Origin of the sequence: Methylorubrum aminovorans, from assembly GCF_022179725.1 — a bacterium.
Taxonomy (GTDB): domain Bacteria; phylum Pseudomonadota; class Alphaproteobacteria; order Rhizobiales; family Beijerinckiaceae; genus Methylobacterium; species Methylobacterium aminovorans.
The window spans coordinates 1-22,681 of the sequence record NZ_BPRC01000005.1 but is presented as its reverse complement, the minus strand read 5'-3'; the positions used below and the strand labels follow the sequence as shown (position 1 = coordinate 22,681).

Genomic DNA, 22,681 nt, shown 5'->3' with positions numbered 1-22,681 from the left:
GTCTGCCGCGTGCCGCCGCACCTCGCGGAAGCGCGAACCCTTCGCCCGAAGTTTTTTTGAACTTTCTTGCGGAACCGGTCGAGCCGTCGCGCATTATCCGATCACGAAGGCCAGTTCAGCCCCCAATGGCCTTTTCCCTTCAAGGCTCGGAGTAATCCGAGCCTTTTTTCTTGCCCGCGCTGCAAGTCTCTGCGGGAAAAGGAAAATCACTTTGCCCGGCTGCCGCGCCGCTGGATCGCCCGGCGCAGGATGCGGGAGAGATCCTCCACCGAGTAGGGCTTGTGTAGCAGCGGGAAACCATGGCGTCCGTCCTCGGCCAGCACGTGGCTGTAGCCGGAGGAAAGCACGATCGGCATGCCCGGCCTCTGCCCCAGGATCGTGCGGGCGAGTTCGACGCCGTTCATGCCGGGCATCACCACATCGGTGAACACCACGTCGAAGCGCTCCGGCGTGCGGGCCAGTTCGGCCAGCGCCTGCTCCGCATCCATTGCCCAGACGGTGCCGTAGCCGAGTTCGGCGAGCGCCTGCGTGGCGAAGGCGCCGACCTCGCGGTTGTCCTCGACCAGCAGCACGCAGGTGCCGTGGCCCGGCGCCAGCGGCTCGGGCTCGTCGGCGGCGTCCGGCATGGTCGGGGCGAGCTTGGCGCGGGGCAGGAACAGGGTGAAGGTCGTGCCCTCTCCCAGCACGCTCTCCACCGCGATGTCGCCGCCCGATTGCTTGGCGAAGCCGAACACCTGGGACAGGCCGAGTCCGGTGCCCTGGCCGACGCCTTTTGTGGTGAAGAACGGCTCGAAGATCCGCGACAGGTCGGCGGGCGCGATGCCGGTGCCGGTGTCGGAGATCGACACCGCGACGAAGTCGCCGGGCACCGCCGGATGGGTGCGCAGCGCCGGGATCTGCCCGGCATGGCCGACGCGGATGGTGAGCGTGCCCTCGCCGTCCATGGCGTCGCGGGCGTTGACGACCATGTTGACGAGCGCGGTATCGAACTGGCTCGGGTCGGCCTCCACGAGGCAGGCATAGGGCTCGCCCGCCGCGTCGAAACAGGGCTCGATCAGGGTCTTCACCTGGATGCGCGCGCCGGTGAGCGTGCCGACCATGTCGGCCACCGCCGCGACGCCGCGGCCGGCATCGAACACCTCGGGCTTGAGGGCTTGGCGCCGGGCGAAGGCGAGGAGCTGGCCCGTCAGCTTGGCGGCGCGCCCCACCGTGTCGGAGATGGCGTCGACGTAGCGGCGGCGGCGCTCTTCGGCGAGGTCGGAGCGCTTGAGCAGGTCGGTGGACGACTTGATGACGGTGAGCAGGTTGTTGAAGTCGTGGGCAACACCCCCGGTGAGCTGGCCCACCGCCTCCATCTTCTGCGACTGGCGCAGGGCGTCCTCGATCCGCTCGCGCTCGGCCACCTCGGCGCGCAGGCGCTCGTTGGCCTCGGCGAGTTCGTGCAGGCGCAGCCGCTCGGCGGTGAGGTCGGTGATCACGCCGCACAGGAGCAGCGTGTCGCCGTCGCCGTCGAGGCGGCTCAGGGAGAGATAGGCCGGGCGCTCGATGCCCGCTTCGTCGCACAGGGCGATCTCGCCGCGGGCCGGCATCTGCGCCGCCTGGGCGATCAGGGCAGTGAGCGCCGCGTCCTGGCCCCCGGCGGCGAAGCGCGCGAAGGGCTGGCCGATCAGGCGCTCCTGCGGCGTGCCCAGGGTCTCGGCGAGCCGGCGGTTGCAGTAGAGCAGCGTTCCGTCGGGCCCGAGGGTGAAGGCACCCTCCTGGATCTGCTCGATCAGCACGCGGTAGGGCCGGTCGGCATTCTCCAGGGTGTAGACCAGCCGCTCGCCGGCCGGACCCTCGACCACGATGGCGTCGAAATCGCCCCGGCGGATCGCCGCGAGGGTGTCCTCGACTTCCTCCAGCCGCGACTCCAGTTCGCGGATGCGCGCCTGCGCCTCGGCGAGGACCTCAGCGCTCACCGGCACCCCCGCTCACGGTCTCGCGCGGATCCGCCGGCGCGCGCGCGGCGAGCTCGAGGCTGTCGAGGACGCGCTGCTCGTCGCTCAGGTCGCCGGCGATGCGCCGGGCGGGGAGGGGGGAGAGCCGCACCAGGGTCGGGGCCGCGACCACGCCGTCGGCGCCCGCGAGCGCCGGTTGCTGGTAGAGGTCGACCACTTCGAGGTCGCACGCCCCCCCGAGCCGGCGCTCGCACAGGCGGCGCACGCTCTCGATGCTGCGGGTCGAGCGCGGCGAGGTGCCGGCGACGTAGAGGCGCAACCGGGTGCGCCCGCCGCCCATGCTGTCCCCGCCGTTCAAAGCCCGTCCGCCTTCGGACGAATGTCGAGGCCGACCAGCACTTTCTCGGTGTTGGACAGGTCGCCGATGATCCGCTTGAGCGGCGCGGGCAGGCGGCGCACCAGGGTCGGGATCGCCAGGATCTGGTCGCCCGCGGCGAGCTGCGGGTTCTTCATCAGGTCGATGACCTCGATGTCGTAGTGGCCGGCGAGGTGCTCCTCGCAGAAGCGCTTGAGGTTGGCCATCGCCGTCAGCGACTTGGCGGTTTGCCCGGCGACGTAGAGGCGCAGGTGGTAGTGGCCCTCGTCGATCGCGCCGTCGGCACCGCCCTCGCCGTCCTCACCCATCGGCCCGGCCCCGCTCATTTCGTGCCTCCCCGTCGCGCGGCCAGAATGCGCCGCTCGCCCGTCAGCACCGCCTCGCGCATCTCGTCCTCGCTCACCAGCACCGCCTCTTCCTCCTCCACGGCTTCCAGGGTGGCCCGGAGTTCGTCGATCTGGCGTTCCAGGGACTGGCGCCGCCGCTCTGCATCACGTCGCCGGCGGTGGCTCTCCTGCTCGCGGCGCAGGGCGGCGGCGGCTTCCGCCGCCTCCTGCACGACGCGGGCGGTGCCCGTCAGCACGCCCGCCGGGCCGATATAGGCGTCGATCAGCGCGACGCCCTCGCTCGACATCGCGAACTCGCGCACTTGGTTCGAGTGGCGCATGCCGCGGGCTTTGATGACGTAGAGGGTGCGCGAGCGCTCGCCGTTGGCCTCCACGTTGAGGAGCTTGATCCAGGCATCCATCAACGAGGAGACGCCGATCGCACTCTCGTGATCGATCTCGCCGTCCTCGCGCAGGCTGGTGAAGACGGCGGTGATGCCGCGGCTCTTCAGCATGTCGATCATGCGCAGCATCGTCGCCTGCAGCTCAGCCGGCGGGCCGCGCAGCGCCGAGAGCGGATCGATCACCACGAGGCTGGGCTCGAACCGGTCGATGTCCCGGTGCATGCGCGCCAGGTGCATCTCCAGCCCGTAGAGGCTCGGGCGCGCCGCCTCGAACCGCAGCAGGCCGGATTCGACGTGGCGGGCGAGGTCGAGGCCGATGGAGCGGGCGTTGCGGGCGATCTGGTGGCCGCTCTCCTCGAACACGAAGGCCATGCAGCGCTCGCCCCGGGCGCAGGCCGCGTCGATCATGCTCGACGAGATCATGGTCTTGCCGGTGCCGGCCTCGCCCGAGATCAGGATGCTGGTGCCGCGGTGGAAACCGCCGGGTTCGAGCATCGCGTCGAGGCCGGGGATGCCGGTGGAGATCACGCCCTCGGCGATCCGGTAGTCGAGGTCGGCCGAGGTGACCGGCAGGACGCTGATGCCGTCCGCATCGATCAGGAACGGGTACTCGTTGGTGCCGTGGGCCGAACCGCGATACTTGACCACGCGCAGGCGTCGCGTCGTGATCTGGTCCTCGACGCGGTTGTCGAGCAGCACCACGCAGTCGGAGACGTATTCCTCCATCCCCTGGCGGGTGAGCTGGCCGTCGCCGCGCTCGCCGGTGATGATGGCGGTCAGGCCGCGGTCCTTGATCCAGCCGAACAGGCGGCGCAGCTCCGCGCGCAGCACCGTCTCGTCGGAGAAGCCCGCGAACAGGGTCTCGATCGTGTCGAGCACGACGCGCTTGGCGCCGATCGAATCCACCGCGAAGCCCAGGCGGATGAACAGCCCTTCGAGGTCGTACTCGCCGGTCTCCTCGATCTCGGAGCGCTCGACGCGGACATGGTCGATGGCGAGCCTGCCCTCGGCCACCAGGCGATCGAGGTCGTAGCCCAGCGAGGCGACGTTGGCGACGAGATCCTCGGCGCGCTCCTCGAAGCTCATGAACACGCCGGGCTCGCCGAAGCGGGTCGCGCCGTTGACGAGGAAGGTGGTGGCGAACAGCGTCTTGCCGCAGCCGGCCGCGCCGCAGACCAGCGAGGGCCGCCCCTTCGGCAGGCCGCCGAAGGTGATGGCATCGAACCCGTCGATGCCGGTGGCGACCTTCGCCAGCGCGGGCGCGCCGGTGGGCCGGCTCGCGGATCCGGGCGCGGAGGGTTCGGACGCCGAAGGAACGGACGTCAAAGGATCAGACGCCAAAACAGGTCTCCAGGGCGATGTCTTCCCCGGCCGATACCGGGGGCCGTGCGTCCGCTTTCCTGCCCGCATCGATCGTCGTGGCAGAAGGCGGTGGCAGGGGCTTGGAGGATGGGAGCGAGCGCCGGGCGCGGGTGCCGACGGGAAGGACCAGGGGCGTCGATAAAGGCGTCACGGTGGGCCTCGAGCACCCGATTCCGGGCTCCCGTAATCCAAAGGTCGGAGGGTGGCAATACGCGTGCTCCCGGATACCGGCGCACTCCGCGGGTCGTGAATGATGGCCGATGTTTGGTGAAATCTTCTGCGGCTCCGCTGAAACCAATTGCCGCGCGGGCTCTTGAGGAAAGGCCGCTTCTCCTTAACCCGATCCAGCTCGCTCCCCCGCCGATGTCTCAGCCCTCCGAACCGCCCCATCTGTCCCCCGCGCCCCGCATCCTTGTCGTCGAGGATGAGAGCTTCGTGCGCATGGTTGCCGTGGACATGCTTGAGGATGCCGGCCTGCCGGTGGCCGAGGCGCCGGACGCCGACGCGGCCCTGCAACTGCTGGAGGGGAAGGCACAGGCTTTCTGTGCCCTGTTCACCGATATCGACATGCCGGGCTCAATGGACGGGCTGACGCTGGCCGCACGGGTGCGGGCGCGCTGGCCGCATATCCGCCTCGTCGTTACCTCGGGTCGGGTTCGGCCGGGCGACCTCCCGGATGCGGGCTTCCTGCCGAAGCCCTATGGCCGCTCCGATCTGCTCGGGGCACTCGGACAAGCGGCCTGATCAAGCGGCCTGATACGGTTTCCGCTTGATCGAAGCGGACACCGTATCACTCAGCCCGCGCGGCTCTTGAGCGAAGTCCAAATCCGCCATCCCGAAGGGATCAACCGGATTTGGCCTGACGCGCTCCCTTCAAACCGCAACCGGCCAGCTCATCTCCACCCGCAGGCCGCCGAGTTCGGAGCGGTTGAGGCGCATCCGCGCGCCGACGCCCTCGGCGAGGTCGCGGGCAATGGCGATGCCGAAGCCAGTGCCCGGCCGGGTCTCGTCCCAGCGCCGGCCGCGGGCGATGCCGGCAATCGCCGCCTCGCTCATACCGGGGCCGTCATCCTCCAGCACCAGACGACCTTCGCCGGCTTCCGCCCCTCCCGAGACACGGATGCGGCGGTGGGCCCATTTACGGGCGTTATCGAGGAGATTTCCCAAAATCTCGGTGAGGTCGCCCTCATCGCCGGGAAAGGCGAGGCCGTCCACCACCGCGATCTCCCACCGCAGAGCCTCGCCCTCGGGCAGGCGCTTCAGAGCGCCGACGATTTTTTCGAGCGCCGGCGCGACCGGGCAGGCCTTGCGTCGCAAGCCTCCCGCGCTTGCCCGCGCCCGGGCCAGGGTGCGCTCTACCTGCCGGCCCATGGCCTGGGCCTGTTCGGCGATCTCCGCCGCCAGGGCGGGGTCGCGGCCTTCCGTGCGGCGGGCCAGCGCGTCGAGCACCGCGAGCGGGGTCTTGAGGCCGTGGGCCATGTCGCCGGCACCCGTGCGCGCCCGTTCCAGGTCGCGCTCCTGCGCGTCGAGCAGGCGGTTGAGGTCGGCCACCAGCGGGCGCACCTCCTCCGGAAAGGTCTCGGGCAGCCGCGCCCGCGTCCCGGCATGGATCGCGGCGAGGTCCGCCCGCAGCGTGCGGAAGGGGCTCAGCGCCCGGCGCACGAACAGCGACATGGCGAGCGTCAGCGCCACGAACAGGGCGCCGAGCGAGGGCACCAGCAGGCGCAGGAAGGTGGCGCGGCTCTCGGCCAGATCGCGCCGGTCCTCCGCCACCGTGACGGCCAGGGCCACGGTGGCGCCGTTGGCGGGTATCGAGACGCGCCGGGTCACGGCGATCAGCCGTCCGCCATCCGGCCCGGCGAGATCGCCGACCGCCGGCTCCCCCGCGGCGTTGGGCACGGTGCCGAGGCTGCGGTCCCAGAGCGAGCGCGAGCGCAGGGCGGTGCCGCCCGCCTGCTCGACTTGGCGCTGGACCTGCCAGTAGAGGCCGCCATAGGGGGCCGAGAAGCGCGAATCCGGCGGCTCGCGGGGCAGGATCAGGGCACCGTCCGGCGCCAGGGCGACCTGTCCGGCGATCAGCTTGGCGGTGCGGTCAAGCCCGTCGGCGGTGCGGGCATCGAGCACCCGGTCGAAGATCAGCGTCAGCCCCACGCCCGCCAGCGCCAGCGCCAGGGCGATCAGCCCGGCGGCGGCGAGCCCGAGCCGCAGGCGCAGCGAGCCGCTGTTCACGCAGACGACCCGGGGGGATCGGCCGGCACGAGGTAGCCGTGGCCGCGGCGGGTCTCGATGATGCCGGGGCCGAGCTTGCGCCGCAGCCGGGTCAGCAGGGCCTCCAGCGCGTTGGCTTCGCGGTCGCTGTCGCTGCCGTGAAGGTGGTCGAGCAACTCGCCGGCTGCCACCACCTGCCCCTGGCGGTGGAGCAGGAAGGCCAGCAGGCGGTATTCGAGGGCGGTGAGGTCGGTCTCGCGGCCCGCCACCGAGACCGCGCGGGTGCGGGTGTCGAGCTCGACCGCGCCCGCCCGTAGCACGGGCGAGGCGTGGCCGGCGGTGCGGCGTAGGATGGCGCGCAGCCGTGCCACCAACTCCTCCATGCGGAACGGCTTGACGAGGTAGTCGTCGGCGCCCGCGTCGATCCCCTCGACCCGCTCGCGCCAGCCGTCGCGGGCGGTGAGGATCAGCACCGGGAGCGCCACGTCGGCCCCGCGCAGGCGGCGCAGCACCCCGAGTCCGTCGAGGCGCGGCAGGCCGAGATCGAGCACCATGGCGTCGTAGGTCTCGGTCTCGGCCCGGAACCACGCCGCCTCGCCGTCGCCGACGATCTCGGCGACGTAGCCGGCCCGCTCCAAGCCCTCGCGGATATCGGCCGCGATGCGCGGCTCGTCCTCTACGACGAGGATGCGCATGCCGCCTCGCTCCCGGTCTCAGTCATCGTCGTCCACGTCCAGGAGCTTGAGGGAGCTGGCATCGATCTTCACGTCGCGGCGCCGCCCGTCGGTGCCGAGGATGCGCAGCTTGTAGAGCCAGCGCCCGTCGTCGCGCTTGAGATCGAGCGCCACCACGTCCCCCGGCACGGCGGCGCGGGCGGCGGCGAGCACGGCGTCGAGGGGGCGGATCTCGCCCCGCTCCAGGGCGCGGCGCGCCCGCTCGCCGTCGTCGTCAGCCCGCGCCGGCACGGCCCCGGGGGGAGGGGCGAGGCAAGGGGCCAGGATCGAGGCGAGGGCGACCAGAGCGAGGAGGAGCGGGCGGAGCACGGGACGGACCATCATGGCGCGGGCCGGGTGTGACCGCCTCCGGCTGACGGGAGGCTGACAGGCGGCGTCAGGCCCGCGCGCCATCGGGTTTGCGAGACAGCGGCATCGACGGCGCGGCCCTGACCGGCGCGCCCTCCCACCCTCTCCGCGAGACCCGTTCCGATGTCGCTCACCGCCACCATCCTGCTGATCTACGCCGCCTGCCTCGCTGGCACCATCGCCAGCCCGGCCCGATCCAACGAGGATCGGGCCCCCGAAGAGCCGGGATCCCGGCGCCTGCTCGCCGCACTCCTCGTTCCCGCGCTGGCGCTGCTGGCCGGTTTCCAAGTGGCCCCGGCCCGCGCGGACGAGGGTGCGCTTCGGACGGTGAGCGGCCCCGCCACCGTCATCGACGGGAGCACGATCGAGATCGGCGGCCGGCGCCTACGCCTCCACGGCATCGACGCCCCCGACCTCGACCAGATTTGCTTCGACGGGCACGAGCGGGGCTATCCTTGCGGCCGCGTGGCCGCTGCCGCCCTGGCGGCGCGGATCGGAAGCGACGCTCTCGCCTGCGAACCGCGCGCTGCCGCTGACGGCAGCGCCGGCGTCGTGTGCCGGCTCGGGCAGGATGATCTCGCTGCCTGGATGGTCGCCAGCGGATACGCTGTGGCCGACCGCAGCGTCTCGGCCGACTACACCGACCAAGACCGCCGCGCCTGGGGCCGCCGTCTCGGCCTGTGGTCCGGTGTGTTCGAACTGCCCGCCGAGCGCCGCCGGGTGCTCCGAGCGAGCGCCGGCCTCTGATGCGGGCCGTCGCCGCCTCGTGCCGTGACGCTCGGGGCGCGCAATTCCGCGGGTGGCGTCCCGCCGGTCTACAGCGCCAGCGCTCCGTCCGACCAAGTGACGATAGGATTGTTGCATCGAAGCACGGGCAAAATCGCGTGGTCGAATGAGGCCCGCCGAAGAGCTTGCGCCAATCGGCCGTTGCGGAGGAAGTGGATCGCACGCGCGTTCGGGAGACACTATTGCAGCTGCCGACCGAGGGCGGAGCCGACGGCATCGAGCGCCGGGTTGCCTCAGGTTTATTGGTGGGCCGTGTTCACGCGGTTCGTACCCGCGCCGGCAGAATTGCGGTGCCGATGGCGTCGTACATCAGGGACTGGCTGACACGATGCGGCGACCGCCTTGAGAGCTGCTAGAGCGCTTTCCGACGAAGTGGGGGCCGGTTCGTCGAAAGAAAGCGCGACAAAACAATGACCTAGAGCCGCCGGCCTGATGCAATCAGGTCGGATACGGCTCTAGCGTTTCCCCAGCGAGCCCACGAACCGCTCCCGGGCCGCTTCAAGCCTGCTCTGCTGTTGCGTTGCGCCGAAACAAATCATTGATTCGGAACGATGCGCATGCCTTGTCAGCTCCAGCATCATTTCAACGGCCGCGGCCATTTCGACCAACAACTGATCCCGGAGCTGCTGCTCCCGCTCGGCTTCGGTCATCCCTCGCTCCCGGACCTGCGCGCTGAGCCCTCCTCAACGTGGAACCGGCCAAAAGCGTTCGGCATATTCTGAAGGCGGCAAATGCTCCCGGCTATGAGCCTTGCTCACGTCTCATGAGACCAAGCCCGGCCGCGGCGAGATCCAGGCCCGAGCCTTTGGTGAATCGGGTGCGCCAATCTCGGGATGCGTGGGAGAGCACGCGATCGTAGCGCTCACCTGCTCGTCGGTGACGGCTTCGGCCTTGAAGAGCTCGCCGACGGCGGCAGAGGAGTCGGCTGTCCTGGAGCGGGGGATCCGGCTCGATCTCCGCACTTGGAGCGCATTGTTCGCTCAGCGTGTCGGCAAAGGCCGCGTACGCGGCGCCGTGTCAATGCGGCTCTGTCAGGTGTTTGCCCGTCGGGCGAGCCCGCCGGCGAAGTCGCGCAGGGCGGCTTCCACCAGGGCGGCGACCTGCGCTTCCGTCTTCGGCGCGCGGATCACGAGGCTCGCCATCACCTCCGGGTGGACCCGCCGCTGCTTCGGCGTGCGGGCATGGTTCGACAGGCGCAGCCGCTCCGGCCCCTCGCCGCGGGCGAGGTAGAGGCTGTCGCCGCGCGTGTTGCGGGCGGTCTCGCGAAAGCCGTGCACGGCAAGCAGGCGGCTCGCATGGGCGAGCGCCTGAGGCGGCGGCAGCGGACGCATCAGGCCGAGGCGGCGAGGAACGCCAAGGGCAGCGCTGCCGCGGCAAGTGCTGCAAGCGCGGCGGGGGCGACGAAGCGCGGCCGGTAGGACAGGAGCAGCACCAGAGCCGCGGCCGCCCCGATCAGTGCGCCGATCCACTGCACCGGGCCGAAGGCCCAACCCTCGAACAGCCCGGCAACGAAGAAGGAGAGGGCGATCGCCCCCCAGCCGAAGAGGCGCAGGCGTAAGACCGCCGTCCGCTCCGCCTTGCGGTCGAACACCTCGGCATGGTGCCGGTTCAGGCTGAGGCAGAGGGCGGCGAGCGCGGCGAAGCTGAGGCCCAGATTCGCAGCGAGGACGAGGGGCGTCATGCGTGGGTCGGCTCCGGGCGCCGCGCGGCCAAGCGGGCGGGGGCCGCGGCCGCTGCCGGTTTCGCGGCCCGATCTCGCTTGGGCGCCTCGTAGCGCAGCACCTTGCGGGCGGCCAGCGCGAACAGGCCCGCGAGCAGCAGCATCGCGCCGTCGAACCACGCGAAGAGCGCCTCGCCGCTTCCCAGCCGCAGGGGATGGTCGGGGATCGTCAGGATGTCGGCGGCGATCACCGCGAGGCAGAGCGCCGAGACGGCGGCCAGACCCTCGCACCACGCCCGGCGCTGCGGGCGGGCGAGCGGCACCAGGGCCGCGACGATCCAGGCGCCGAAGAAGGCGCGGATCTCCCATTCCTCGCGCCCGACGAGATCGACGGGCAGGAGCCGGTTGGCGAGGAAGTAGACGGCCACCGCCGCCGGCAGGCCGGCGATGCTGCCGACGTTCAGCGCCTGGACCAGCCGCAGGCCGAAGAACGATCGCTCGCCGGCCTTCGGCAGGCGGGCCAGGGACCAGAGCACGACCCCGGTCGCGACCATGGCGCAGCCCATGATCCCGCACAGGAAGAACAGCAGCCGCAGCAGGGGGCCGGCGAAATGGCCCTCGTGCAGGCCGGTCATCACCGTGAAGGTCTTGGCGGCGGGCTTGAGGCCGCCGTCGCGCACCTCCAGGATCGCGCCGCTCACCCCGTCGAAGGCGATCTGCGGGTGCTCGTGCGAGAGGCCGTGCGGCTCCTCGAACACCGCGACCACGGTGGCGTTGGCGTCGCCCGGATTGACGACCATCAGCCGCTCCAGCGGCTCCGGCCGGGACGCGAGCGCCTGCTCCACCATCGGCCCGACCGGGGCCAGCGGGGCGGCCTGCTTCGCGGGCGCGCGCGGGGTGGTGATCCAGGCGGCCTCGGTGAAGAAGGTCTGGGCGTTGCCCTTGTAGGCGGCGGTCACGCCCCAGGGCATGTAGAAGGTCGCCAGCGTGACGATCCCGGTATAGGTGATCATCAGGTGGAACGGCAGCGCCAGCACGCCGGTGACGTTGTGGGCGTCGAGCCAACTGCGCCGGGGCGCCTTGTCGCGGCGGAAGGTGAAGAAGTCGGCAAAGATCCGCTTGTGGGTGACGATGCCGGAGATCAGCGCCACCAGCATGATCATCGCGCAGAGGCCGACGACCCAGCGCCCCCACAGCGGCGGCATGTGCAGCTCGAAATGGAAGCGGTAGAGGAAGTCGCCGCCCTGCGTCTCGCGCACGGTGGATTCGGTCCCCGTCCGCGGATCGAGCAGGACATGGCCCGGCGGCTCGCCGGGACGCGTGCGCCAGAACAGGTCGAGCACCGGCCGGTCCGGCTGCGGCAGGCCGATGAACCACGTCCGCGCCTTGGCCGCGTGCTGGCCGAGATAGGCGATTCCCCGCTCGGCCGCCGCGCCGAGAGCGGCATTCTCCACCGGCTCGACCTGCGTGAGTTCAGGGCGCATCCAGCGGGAGATGTCCGGCCGGTAGTAGCTCGCGGTGCCGGTGACGAAGATCGCGAACAGCACCCAGCCGACGATCAGGCCGGACCAGGTGTGCAGCCACGCCATCGACTGGCGGAAGCTTCCCTTCATGGCGCGGATCCTCCCATCGCCAGCCAGAGGAGGACGCCGAGCACGAGAGCCGTGCCGGCGACGGTGAGCAGCGCCCGCAGGAAGGTGCGCGTCGAGAAGACCAGCACGACGATTGCCGCCATCACGGCGAAGCTGAGGAGCGTCGCGCTCGCCACCGCCTCGGAGCGCGCCATCGGCAGGGTCAGCGACAGCAGCGCGGTGGCGAGCGCCGCGACACCGTAGCCGCCGCCCGCCGCCAGCACGACCCGGCCAGCCACGGAGGCCCGCTCAAGCGCCGTCGTTCTGCCCCGTGCCGCCATGCGGTGCCTCCTACCAGCGATACCTCAGGGTTGCATAGACAGTCTGCGGCAAGCCGTAATAGCAGCTCGTGTAGCCGTTGCAGCCGCTGACATATCGTTCGTCGAGGAGGTTTGTGGCGTTCACCTGCATTGAGAAGCCCTGAAGTGTCGCGTCGAGATACTTCAGATCGTAGTTGAGCGTGGCGTCGACGAGAACGCTCGCCGGCACCTTGAAGGTGTTGGCTGCGTCACCCCAGGACGGCCCGAGGTAGCGCACGCCGCCGCCGACCTCCAGGCCGAGGAGCGGCCCTTCGTTGAAGCGGTAGGTCGCGAGCAGCGAGGCGGTGGAATCCGGCACCAGCACCGGGCTGCGACCCTGGAGGGGAACCGTCTGACCGGGGGTCAGGTCGTTGGCGGTTCGGCCGTCGTCCCGGACGTTGCGGATGTCGAGCAGCGAGAAGCCGCCGACCAGGGTGAGGCCCTCGGTGAGGTTCGCCCGCGCCTCGAACTCCATGCCCTGCACGCCAACCTGTCCGGTCTGGACGACGAAGCCCTGGCGTGCCGGGTCGGCGGTCGTGCGGTTCGACTGGCGGATGTCGAAGAAGGCGGCGGTGAGCAGGATGTCGGTGCCGGGCGGCTGGTACTTGATGCCGGCCTCGTACTGGTCGCTCAATTGCGGATCTGGCACGCGCCCGACGGTGCCGAAGGCCGGATCGAACACGCGGCCAGCCACAATCGGCTCGAAGGCTTGGCTGTAGGAGACGTACGGCGCCACACCCGAATCGAACAGGTAGAGCAAGCTCGCCCGGCCGGTGAATGCGTCGGCCGGCGCATTCTGGAGCGTCAGGGTGCTCACGCCGTTCGCGGCGAAGGAGCGGGTCGGCCCGGTTTGGCGCGCGACGTCGTAGCGCCCGCCTAGCGTCAGCACCAGGCGGTCGAACTTCATCTGATCCTGGAAGTAGACGCCGGTCTGTTGCGCATCGACCCGCGAGACGGTGTTGAAGGCCGGAAACGCGATGTTCATGTTGTAGTTCGGCGCCAACACGTTCAGGTCTGGCGCGTCCGGAAACGGGGTGCCGCTCGTCCGGGTGCTGAAGGTCCGGTGATCGACGCCGAGCAACGCGGTGTGGGCGATGAAGCCGGTATCGAAGTTGGCAACGAAGTTGCTGTCCATCGTGTAGGCTTCCGCCGCCACGTTGGTGCCGATGACCGCGCGGGGGAGCAGCGGGCCGAAGGCGAACGGCCCATTGCGGGGATTGAAGGCGCTGTAGACGCTGCGGTAGTCGCCCTGCGTGCGCAGGTAGCGGCCGGCCGAGTGGAAGCGCAGGTTCTCGTTGAAGCGGTGGTCGAACAAATACTCGATCGAGGCCTGGGTCCGGTCCGAGCGCTCGATCCCACGGTCGCCGTCATAGAAGTTCACCGGAAGGCGCCCGATCACGCCGTTGCCGAAGTTGCGCGGGAACACCGTACCGACCGCCGGGAAGCCGCCGTAGAAGCCCGAGAACGGATCGCGCTGGTAGTTGCCGATGATCGTGAGCTGCGTGTCGGCGGAGGGACGCCAGGTCAGGCTCGGATTGATCAGCGCACGCTCGACCCGCGTCGTGTCCACAGGGCCGTCGCCGTTCCAGCCGAAGCCGACGATGCGGTAGGCGAACTGGTCGGCGAGCCACGGTACGTCGGACTGGATCGGACCGCCGACATCGACGCCGCCGCGCACTTCACTGAAGCCGCCGCCCTGGACGAAGACCTCGCCGTGGCGGACGAATTGCGGCACCTTCGACACGAGATTGACAATGCCGCCCGGCCCCGACTGTCCGTAGAGCACCGAGGCCGGTCCCTTGATGACGTCGATGCGCTCCAAGCGATAGGGCTCGATCGTGGCGTTGGCGTCACGGCCGCCGATCAGCGCCATCCCGTCGAGAAAGACCGGAGCGTTGAAGCCACGGATCAGGAATTGCTCCAGCCGGGTCGAGCCCGCGCCGCCGCGCTGCTCCGTGGTGACGCCCGGCGTGTAGCGCAGGGCCTGATTGATGCTGAGCGCGTTCTGGTCCTCGATCTGCTTGCGGCCGACGACGGAGATCGATTGGGCCGTCTCCAGGATCGGCGTGTCGGTCTTGGTCGCCACCGTGCTGCGGCTGGCGACATAGCCCGGGACCGCCCCCAGGGCGCCACCGGGACCGTAGAGCGCGCCGCCGAGCGTCGCGCCGCGTCCCTGGCCGGTCACGCTCAGTTCGGACAGCTCGATGGCGCCGCCCGCCTCCTGGGCGAGACCCGGCCCGGCGAGGCTGCACAGGGCCGTTCCCGACAGAATCGTCGAAGCCAACAAGCGTGAAATCCGGCCCGCGCGTGGGGCCGTCCGAGAGTAAGCAGCGCGATCTTCGAACATCTTTTCCGAAACGCTTTTAACTTAGGTTATAAAGACCTAAGGGGACACAACGAACTGTGCGCCGCGTATGGCAAAGAGCGAATGATGCATGCAAGATCTATGTTTTATAACTGTTATAAATACAAATACTTGATTTCGCGAATTCGCTTATGCGCAATCATTCTACTTGACCGATGTTTTTGGCAACCTGTTGCGGCGATGCATCGGCCGGCCGTGGCAGCGGGGGATGCAAACGCAGCTGCAGGACACGCCGGCAAGGCGGGCAGCGCGATGCCGGGCGGGAGGCGCATCGGTTCCCGACGTCTCGCGGTCAGCCTTGAGGAACGGCGTTCGAGAGTGCTTTTCGACGAGGTGGATGCCGGTTCGTCGACAGAAATCGCGACACACCAAGGACCGAAAACCGTCGACCGGATGCAATCAGGTCGACGGTCTAGAGATCCGTTCCGGACGATCCGCTCAGAACCTGCCGATGGTCGAGCGGATCCCAGATTCCCTCGAAGACCGGCGCGGGCCCCTTCGGCGTCTCGCGGTCCGGCGTCGCCGCGACCGGAGCGACCGTCCGCTCCAGAGCGGGCGCGATGAGCAGAACGGTCGCGGCCGTGCCGATGGCGCACAGGGTCGCGATCACCCAGCGCGGCATCTCCCAGCTGTGGAGGAGAACAGATCCGGCCACGAGGAGAGCGAGAGACCCGACCAGTTTGGGAAACATGAAGCCTGTCCGCGAACGACACGGCGGCGCCGGTGCGAGCGGGATGCCAGCGCATCCTGTGCCGGATCGAGACGTCCGGTCCCAACTCCAGCCAGGGAGCCCCGCCGCACGGGACGGCGTCTCGGGGGCATTCTTGCGAAATAGTGATCAATTCGCCCGTGGAGCGAACGATATTTCATGTTAGGCAGGCGCAACGGCTCCGCGGATCATGAACGATCGGGAGCCGATCTCATTGCGGCGAGAGAGGCCCAATCCATGTCGAGCATGCTGTCCGTGATCGCTCTCCTTTTTGCCCCGGTGGGGGCCCTGGCCGTCGGCACCTGGGCTTTCGGCCGCCGTCGCCCCACGCCCTGATCACGGGCGGTCGCAGGATCCAGGCAGGGCGCTCCATCGCAGCGGCCTGCCGATTTCCGACACAATGCGGCATCACCGATCGGGCATCGTGGCGCGGCTGCCGGCGAGGGGGAGACCTTCCGCATGACGATCCTGACAACGATCCTGTTTCGGTCCGCGCGCGGCCTCGCATCCTCCGCGCGTCACCTCGCCCGTTTCTGGCCGAAGGTGATCCCACTCGCGCTCGTCTCGATGATCGGTCTGGCGGAGGGCCGCACCGCGAGCGTCGATCGCGACGGTGACGGCGAGGAGGCGGTCCGCTCCGTCGTCTACCGCCACTTTATCTAAGCGCAGAACGTCCGGGGGCGGGGCCGTGCCGCCAGGGCCGGAGCCCGCCGGAGGGCCGAAACGGGCGATGGCCGGGGCAGCGGCATCACCCGAACGTCGTTCCCGCCCCTCATCCTTTCGGCATACGGATGGCCACGGCGTCGGACTGCCCCGTCACCCCCTTGTTCCCGCGGGTGCTCTTTCGCCGAACCGGCCCCTCCTTCGGCTCACGGCGCGCTAGCCCGGAAGAACGCCGCGGAATACCGCTGCGCGCATGGAGCCCGGATCGGGCGCGGATACGGTCGGCCCCGAGCTTGATGCCAAGTTCGGACGGGGGGACTGACCATGGCCGACGTGACGTTTTCGCAATCGATCCTTGCCGGGTATTCGGGGCTGGCCTCGGCCCTGCAATGGGGACCGGACGGACGCCTCTACGTCGCCGAGCGGTTCGGCAGCATCAAGGCCCTGACGGTTGCTCAGAACGGCAACGGCTACGTCGTCACCGCCACGGAATCGATCGACCTCATCCTCGACATCCCGAACCACAACGACGACGGCACGCTGAACCTCGGCCTCGAAGAGCGCCAGGTCACCGGCATCCTCGTCACCGGCACCGCCGATAACCCGGTCCTCTACGTCACGTCGAGCGACCCCCGCATCGGTGCGGGCAATGGCGGCGAGGACACGAATCTCGACACCAACTCGTCGATCATCTCCCGTCTCACCTTCGATGCCGCGACCGATACGTGGAAGAAGGTCGATCTCGTGCGCGGCCTGCCCCGTTCGGAGGAGAACCACTCCGCCAACGGCATGGCCCTCTCGCCCGACGGCAAGACGCTCTACGTGGCGGTAGGCGGCAACACCAATGCCGGCGCCCCCTCCAACAACTTCGCCGGGCTGCCCGAATTCGCCTACGCGGCCGCCGTGCTCAAGGTCGATCTCACGGCCCTCGACGCCATGACGGTGAAGGACCCCAACAGCCTCAACCCCTACCTCTACGACCTGCCGACCCTTGACGATCCCTACCGGCCCAACAACGGCACGCCCGGCAACGAGAACCCGGACGGCTCCGACGTCAGCGGCCCGTTCGGCGGCCGCGACGGCTTCAACATGGCCAAGATCACCGCCGACAGCCCGGTGCAGGTCTACTCGCCGGGCTACCGCAACGCCTATGACGTGCTGCTGACCTCCGATGGCAAGATGTTCACCTACGACAACGGCGCCAATAACGGCTGGGGCGGGCGCCCGTCGGACGCCGCCGGCAACGTCGTCACGAGCGAGAGCCAGATCCCGCTCAACACGCCCGATCAGGACGGCGGCACCAAGCGGCTCAACTACGACCAGCTCCACGAGATCACCGGGGAAGGCTATTACGGCGGCCATCCCAACCTCGTGCGGGCCGTGGGGGGCCAGGCCGGCTGGATCCTGACGCCGGGCGCGGGCGTCAACGGCGCGACCTTCCTCCCCCATGGCCATCCCGGCCTGCCGGCCGACTTCGACTCGGTGATTCCGGCCGGCACCGCCGACCCGCGCGAGAGCGTGTTCTTCGAGGGCGGCATCAGCGACGGGGCGCTCGATACCGGCCAGGGCTCGCTCAACGGCTTGGCCGAGTACACCGCCTCGACCACGTGGACGACGGCGGATGGCGGCACCACGAGCATCAAGGGCGCCATCCTCGTCACCGATCTCGCGGGCTATCTCCACATCATCCCGCGCAACGCCTCCGGCGGGGTCGACACCACGGTGGGCGCCGCTGGCCAGATCGTGGCGGCGGGCAAGCAGGTCGTGCCGATGGGCGGCGGTGCGCCGCTGGGCATCGACGCGGTCGGCGACGGCAAGCCGTTCGCCGGCACGGTCTGGGTCACGACGCTGGCCGACGGCAACATCAAGGTCCTGACGCCGGGGCCGACCAATCCGCAGAACCTCGACCTCGACGGCGACGGGATCAACAACACGCTCGACCCCTTCGCCCTCGACCCCGACAACGGCACCGCCGGCACCGACGTGATCTCGGGCGGCGAGACGGTGGTGTTCAACTTCGAATCCGGTGCGATCCCCGGCACCTTCGGCGGCAGCGGGCTCACCGGCGCGATGATCAACGGGCTCGACCCGTTCCTCGACGGCGGTCTCTACACCTCCGCCAACATCATCGCCGGCGGCGCGGGCGGCGTCATCCAGTTGAAGAACGTGCAGGAGGGCGACTTCACGGAAGGCAACAACACCCTCAAGGATGCGCTCCAGGCCGGCGTCACGTTTGACGACAGCGTCGCCACCGCCAACGTCACCCTGACGATGGCGAACTGGATCCCCAACGCCACCAGCGACGGCGGCTTCCCCTCGGCGGGCCTGCAGATCGGCACGGGCGACCAGGACAACTTCATCAAGCTGGTGCTCGGCGGGCGCGGCGAGAGCGCGGGCGGCAAGTACACCAGCGCGATCTTCGAGACCTCGATGGAGAATCTCGGCGTCGCCCAGACCGCGGCGGTCACCAACAACGCCCTCCTGAATGCGGCCAATGCGAGCTGGGTGCAGCTGCGCCTCGCGGTCAATCTCGAGACCAACACGGTCACGCCGCTCTGGCGCTTCGGCACCGGCGCGGTCTCCTCCGCCACCGACGCCAACGCCGCGTTCACCGCCGGCACCGCCTTGAGCGTGCCGAGCGGCAGCGCGCTCCTGAAGGCGATTCAGGGCGACTATACCGTCGGCGGCAAGGCGAGCGGCATGGCGGTGGGCCTGCTCGCCACCTCCAACGACGGCGCGCCGTTCACCGCGGATTTCGACGGGATCACCATCACGACCACGGCGAAATCGGGCACGACGAATCCGGTCGTGGCGGCGATCAATGCCGGCGGTTCGGCGCTGACCCAGGACGGGATCAGCTTCTCGGCCGACCAGTATTTTTCCGGCGGCGCCACCTTCATCGACGTTGCCGGCGGGAACGGCCTGCAGCCAGCCTTCACCAACACCGTCTACCAGACCGAGCGCTACGGCAATTTCGGCTACGCGATCCCGGTCGCCAGCACGAGCCAGGCCTACACGGTCGAACTGCGCTTCGGTGAGCTGTGGTGGAGCAATCCCGGCCAGCGCGTGTTCGACGTGTCGCTGGAGGGTCAGACCATCCTCAACGACCTCGACATCCTCGCGCAGACGGGCAGCTTCAACACGCCCTACACCTACGTCTCGGGTCCGATCACCGCCGGCGCCAACGGCACGCTCGACCTGCAGTTCCTCAACGGCCTCGACAACGCCAAGCTCAGCGGCATCGTCGTGCGGCAGGCCAGTGGCGGTGGCGGCGCCGACAACACCAAGCCGACGGTAGGCCCCTTCACGGTCCAGGCGCCGGTGGCGGGCGATGCCAGCGCCAGCGTGACCGTGGTCTACAACGACGCCTCGGGGATCAATCTTGCGAGCATCACCGCCGCCGACATCGCGGTGACGGGACCCGGCACGGTCGGCGCGATCACGCTGCAATCCAAGACGAGCACGAGCGCCACCTCGGCGACCGCGACCTACATCGTCGCCGCGCCCACCGGCGGCTGGACCAACGGCCAGTACACCGCGACCGTCAAGACCGGTGAGGTGGCGGATGCGAGCCCGGCGGCCAACACCAACCTCGCCGCCTCGCAGCTCTTCTCGGTCCAGACCAGCAGCGCGGGCGGGATCGTCGCGGCGATCAATGCCGGTGGTTCGGCGCTGATCCAGGACGGGATCAGCTTCTCGGCCGATCAGTATTTCACCGGCGGCGCCACCTTCATCGACGGCACCGGCGGCAACGGCCTGCAGCCAGCCTTCACCAACACCGTCTACCAGACCGAACGCTACGGCAATTTCAGCTACGCGATCCCGGTCGCCAGCACGAGCCAGGCCTACACCGTCGAGCTGCGTTTCGGCGAATTGTGGTGGAGCAATCCCGGCCAGCGCGTGTTCGACGTGTCGCTGGAGGGCCAGACCGTCCTCAACGATCTCGACATCCTGGGCCAGACCGGCAGCTTCAACACGCCCTACACCTACGTCTCCGGCCCGATCACCGCGGGCGCCAACGGCACGCTGGACCTGCAATTTCTCAACGGCCTCGACAACGCCAAGCTCAGCGGCATCATCGTGCGCCAAGCCACGGGCGGCACCGACACGGCCGGCCCGACCGTCGGCTCCTTCGCGATCCAGGGTCCCGCCTCCGGCAGCGGCGAGGCCAGCGTGACGGTGGTCTACAACGACGCCTCCGGCATCAATCTCGCCAGCATCACCGCCGCGGACCTTGCGGTAAGCGGGCCCGGCACGGTCGGCGCCGTCAGTCTGGCATCGAAGGTGGCGACCAGCGCGACTTCGGCCACCGCCACCTACCTCGTCGCCGCCCCGGCGAGCGGCTGGGCCGACGGATCGTACACCGCCACCGTCAAGGCCGGCGAGATCGCCGACGGCAGCCCTGCGGCCAACACCAACGCTGCCGCCTCGCAGGGCTTCACCATCGACGTGACGCCCGGCGGCGACACCCTCGTCATGGCGATTAATTCCGGCGGGAGCGCCTATACCCGCGCGGACGGGACCTTGTTCGAGGCCGACACGGCGGCGTCTCCGCACCGCTTCTACGTCGCCGGCCAGGACGGGAACGCCATCTTCGCCGACGTCGATCCGATCGCGGGCACCACGGACGACGCCCTCTACCAGAACCAGCGCTTCGGCTGGGCGAGCGCCTCCATCACCGATGCCGATGACGGGCGCTTCGGCTACGCCGTCAAGAACGCGGACGGCAGCGCGCTGGCGTCGGGCTCCTACGAGGTGATCCTGCACTTCGCCGAGATCTACAACCAGCCCGACGATCCGGGCGGCCTCAGCGGGGCGGGCCAGCGCCAGTTCAACATCGGCATCGAGGGCACCACGATCGCCAACTACGACATCTGGGCCGCGGCTGCCGGGGGGGCGACGGCGACGAGCCTGACGCGGACGGTCTCGATCACCGACGGGACGCTCGATCTCGCCTTCTGGCAAGGCGCGGCCGAGAACCCGACCGTGGCGGCGATCGAGGTGTGGAAGGTCAACGGCGCCTCGGCTCAGGACGCTCTCTTGGTCTAGAACCGCAACAGGCTTCAGCTTCTCTTCCGGCGGCGCACGCGGTCTCGTGCGTCACCGCCCGCGCGAAAGGTCTGCCATGTCATCCGATCGGTCCCCCAAGACCTTTCCCACGCCTGTCCCGAAGCTCAAACCGAACACCTTCGCCTTCGAGCAATGGCCGATGGTCAAGCCGACGGGCTTCCGCGAGTACGATGCCCGCTGGCTGTTCCCGCAGGAGATCAACCTGATGGGTGTCCAGGCGCTGGGCCTCGGCCTCGGCACGCTGATCCATGAGCGCGGCGTGCGCCCCGACATCGTCACCGGCCACGACTTCCGCTCCTACTCCTCCGCGATCAAGCTCGCGCTGATCGCCGGCATGCAGGCGGCGGGCCTGCGGGTGAAGGATATCGGGCTGGCGCTCTCGCCGATGGCCTATTTCGGACAGTTCGCCCTCGACTGCCCCTGCGTGGCCATGGTCACCGCCTCGCACAACGACAATGGCTGGACCGGCGTGAAGATGGGCGCCGAGCGGCCGATGACCTTCGGCCCCGACGAGATGGGCCGCCTCAAGGAGATCGTCACCACGGGCGCGTTCCGGTACCGCGACGGCGGCGCCTACGAGTTCGTCTCGGACTTCGCGCAGGTCTACCTCGACGATCTCGTGGCGCGGGCCAAACCCGTCTCGCGCAAGCTCAAGGTCGTGGCCGCCTGCGGCAACGGCACGGCCGGCGCCTTCGCCCCCGCGCTGCTGGAGCGGCTCGGCGTCGAGGTGATCCCGCTCGACGTCGAGCCGGATCACAGCTTCCCGCGCTACAACCCCAATCCTGAGGACATGGCGATGCTGCACGCCATCGCCGACAAGGTGCGCGAGACCGGCGCCGATGTCGGCCTCGGCTTCGACGGCGACGGCGACCGCTGCGGCGTGGTCGATGACGAGGGCGAGGAGATCTTCGCCGACAAGATCGGCGTCATGCTGGCCCGCGACCTGTCGAAGCTGCATCCGGAGGCGACCTTCGTGGTCGACGTGAAGTCGACCGGCCTCTACGCCGCCGATCCCGAGCTCCAATCCCGCGGCGTGCGCACCGACTACTGGAAGACGGGCCATTCCTACATCAAGCGCCGCGTCAACGAGCTCTCGGCGCTGGCCGGCTTCGAGAAGTCCGGCCACTTCTTCTTCAACGCACCGGTGGGCCGCGGCTACGACGACGGCCTGCTCACCGCCATCGCGGTGATCGAGATGCTCGACCGCAATCCGGGACAGACCATGGCCGACCTCTACCGGGCGCTGCCGAAGACCTGGGGCTCGCCGACCATGTCGCCGCACTGCGCCGACGAGGTGAAGTACGGCGTGGTCGAGGCGGTGACCGAGCGGTTCCGGGCGCTCCAGGCGGCCGGCGAGCCGGTGGGCGGGCACGCGATCACCGATCTGGTCACGGTCAACGGCGTGCGGATTACCACCGCCGACGGCACCTGGGGGCTGGTGCGGGCCTCCTCGAACAAGCCCGAACTGGTCGTGGTGGTCGAGAGCCCGGTCTCGGAGGCACGGCTGCGGGAGATGTTCGCCGCGGTGGACGGGGTGCTGCGCCAGCATCCCGAGGTGGGGGCCTACAATCAGACGATCTGATGCGGAAGCCGGGTGATCGCTTCGGCTTGATCCGCGCCCACTGAAGTGGTCCGTCCTGAGGTATGGCTTTTGAGCCAGATGAGGACGGACAGATGGGAACGAAGCGGCACAAGCCGGAAGACGTGGTCGCCAAGCTGCGGCAGGGGGATGTTCTGGTCTCGCAGGGCCAGAGCGTGGTGGAGGCGATCCGGGCCATCGGCGTGACGGATGTGACCTACTAC

General features: G+C 69.4%; 19 protein-coding genes and 1 pseudogene. 6 read left to right on the top strand and 14 right to left on the bottom strand.

The genetic code is table 11. The features are described 5' to 3' along the window. Positions 1–206: 206 nt before the first annotated feature. The 4 genes from MFF24_RS09265 to kaiC are packed head-to-tail and all read right to left on the bottom strand — an operon-like array spanning position 207 to position 4,297. On the bottom strand, positions 207–1,958 hold the full coding sequence (locus tag MFF24_RS09265) for an ATP-binding protein (protein WP_373322679.1): 1,752 nt from the start codon (positions 1,956–1,958) through the stop codon (positions 207–209). After that, entirely contained in the window at positions 1,948–2,295 is a 348-nt protein-coding gene (locus tag MFF24_RS09260) for a circadian clock KaiB family protein (RefSeq protein WP_238224142.1), read from the bottom strand. Before MFF24_RS09260 ends, MFF24_RS09265 begins: the two co-directional genes overlap by 11 nt. Then, entirely contained in the window at positions 2,292–2,639 is a 348-nt protein-coding gene (locus MFF24_RS09255) for a circadian clock KaiB family protein (protein WP_373322678.1), read from the bottom strand. The genes MFF24_RS09260 and MFF24_RS09255 overlap by 4 nt, the downstream gene beginning before the upstream one ends. Then, a complete protein-coding gene (kaiC, locus tag MFF24_RS09250) occupies positions 2,636–4,297 on the bottom strand; it encodes a circadian clock protein KaiC (RefSeq protein WP_238224407.1) in 1,662 nt (553 codons plus the stop codon). The genes MFF24_RS09255 and kaiC overlap by 4 nt, the downstream gene beginning before the upstream one ends. 471 nt (positions 4,298–4,768) lie before the next feature. On the opposite strand from kaiC, the gene MFF24_RS09245 reads away from it, so the two are divergent. Continuing rightward, positions 4,769–5,149 carry a response regulator gene (locus MFF24_RS09245; protein ID WP_133089154.1) on the top strand — a complete coding sequence of 127 codons (381 nt, stop codon included), beginning with the start codon at positions 4,769–4,771 and terminating at the stop codon, positions 5,147–5,149. Between the two features lie 129 nt (positions 5,150–5,278). On the opposite strand, the gene MFF24_RS09240 is transcribed toward MFF24_RS09245, so the two are convergent. From MFF24_RS09240 to MFF24_RS09230, 3 genes are read right to left on the bottom strand one after another with little or no spacing between them, the layout of a single operon-like run. Further along, positions 5,279–6,634, bottom strand: coding sequence for an ATP-binding protein (locus MFF24_RS09240; protein WP_238224140.1), 1,356 nt, complete (start codon positions 6,632–6,634; stop codon positions 5,279–5,281). Beyond that, positions 6,631–7,308: a response regulator transcription factor gene (locus tag MFF24_RS09235; protein ID WP_108941823.1), complete on the bottom strand. Its 678-nt coding sequence runs from the start codon at positions 7,306–7,308 to the stop codon at positions 6,631–6,633. Before MFF24_RS09235 ends, MFF24_RS09240 begins: the two co-directional genes overlap by 4 nt. Positions 7,309–7,326: 18 nt before the next feature. Continuing rightward, complete coding sequence (locus tag MFF24_RS09230; RefSeq protein WP_133089312.1) at positions 7,327–7,668, bottom strand: PepSY domain-containing protein; 342 nt, start codon at positions 7,666–7,668, stop codon at positions 7,327–7,329. 150 nt (positions 7,669–7,818) lie between these two features. On the opposite strand from MFF24_RS09230, the gene MFF24_RS09225 reads away from it, so the two are divergent. Further along, positions 7,819–8,442 carry a thermonuclease family protein gene (locus MFF24_RS09225; RefSeq protein ID WP_238224138.1) on the top strand — a complete coding sequence of 208 codons (624 nt, stop codon included), beginning with the start codon at positions 7,819–7,821 and terminating at the stop codon, positions 8,440–8,442. Between the two features lie 494 nt (positions 8,443–8,936). On the opposite strand, the gene MFF24_RS09220 is transcribed toward MFF24_RS09225, so the two are convergent. From MFF24_RS09220 to MFF24_RS09190, 7 genes are all read right to left on the bottom strand, one after another. Next, entirely contained in the window at positions 8,937–9,131 is a 195-nt protein-coding gene (locus MFF24_RS09220; RefSeq protein ID WP_238224130.1) for a hypothetical protein, read from the bottom strand. Positions 9,132–9,512: 381 nt separating this feature from the next. Further along, entirely contained in the window at positions 9,513–9,812 is a 300-nt protein-coding gene (locus tag MFF24_RS09215) for a hypothetical protein (protein ID WP_238224129.1), read from the bottom strand. Further along, positions 9,812–10,162, bottom strand: coding sequence for a DUF3325 domain-containing protein (locus tag MFF24_RS09210; protein ID WP_166060652.1), 351 nt, complete (start codon positions 10,160–10,162; stop codon positions 9,812–9,814). The genes MFF24_RS09215 and MFF24_RS09210 overlap by 1 nt, the downstream gene beginning before the upstream one ends. Beyond that, positions 10,159–11,754: a PepSY-associated TM helix domain-containing protein gene (locus MFF24_RS09205; RefSeq protein ID WP_238224128.1), complete on the bottom strand. Its 1,596-nt coding sequence runs from the start codon at positions 11,752–11,754 to the stop codon at positions 10,159–10,161. Before MFF24_RS09205 ends, MFF24_RS09210 begins: the two co-directional genes overlap by 4 nt. After that, positions 11,751–12,053 carry an iron transporter gene (locus MFF24_RS09200; RefSeq protein ID WP_133089148.1) on the bottom strand — a complete coding sequence of 101 codons (303 nt, stop codon included), beginning with the start codon at positions 12,051–12,053 and terminating at the stop codon, positions 11,751–11,753. The genes MFF24_RS09205 and MFF24_RS09200 overlap by 4 nt, the downstream gene beginning before the upstream one ends. A 10-nt stretch (positions 12,054–12,063) precedes the next feature. After that, entirely contained in the window at positions 12,064–14,418 is a 2,355-nt protein-coding gene (locus MFF24_RS09195) for a TonB-dependent siderophore receptor (RefSeq protein ID WP_238224127.1), read from the bottom strand. Positions 14,419–14,848: 430 nt separating this feature from the next. Beyond that, positions 14,849–15,127, bottom strand: coding sequence for a hypothetical protein (locus MFF24_RS09190; RefSeq protein ID WP_238224126.1), 279 nt, complete (start codon positions 15,125–15,127; stop codon positions 14,849–14,851). A 477-nt stretch (positions 15,128–15,604) separates the two neighbouring features. Here MFF24_RS09190 and MFF24_RS09185 point away from each other — a divergent pair, with 477 nt between their 5' ends. The 4 genes and pseudogenes from MFF24_RS09185 to MFF24_RS09170 all read left to right on the top strand — a co-directional run. Beyond that, positions 15,605–15,808 carry a hypothetical protein gene (locus MFF24_RS09185; protein WP_238224125.1) on the top strand — a complete coding sequence of 68 codons (204 nt, stop codon included), beginning with the start codon at positions 15,605–15,607 and terminating at the stop codon, positions 15,806–15,808. Positions 15,809–16,132: 324 nt separating this feature from the next. Further along, a complete protein-coding gene (locus MFF24_RS09180) occupies positions 16,133–20,857 on the top strand; it encodes a malectin domain-containing carbohydrate-binding protein (protein WP_238224123.1) in 4,725 nt (1,574 codons plus the stop codon). A 76-nt stretch (positions 20,858–20,933) separates the two neighbouring features. Further along, positions 20,934–22,460, top strand: a complete 1,527-nt coding sequence (locus tag MFF24_RS09175; protein WP_238224121.1) for a phosphomannomutase/phosphoglucomutase — start codon at positions 20,934–20,936, stop codon at positions 22,458–22,460. 92 nt (positions 22,461–22,552) lie between these two features. Continuing rightward, positions 22,553–22,681, top strand: a pseudogene (locus MFF24_RS09170) (IS3 family transposase); the annotation flags it as partial.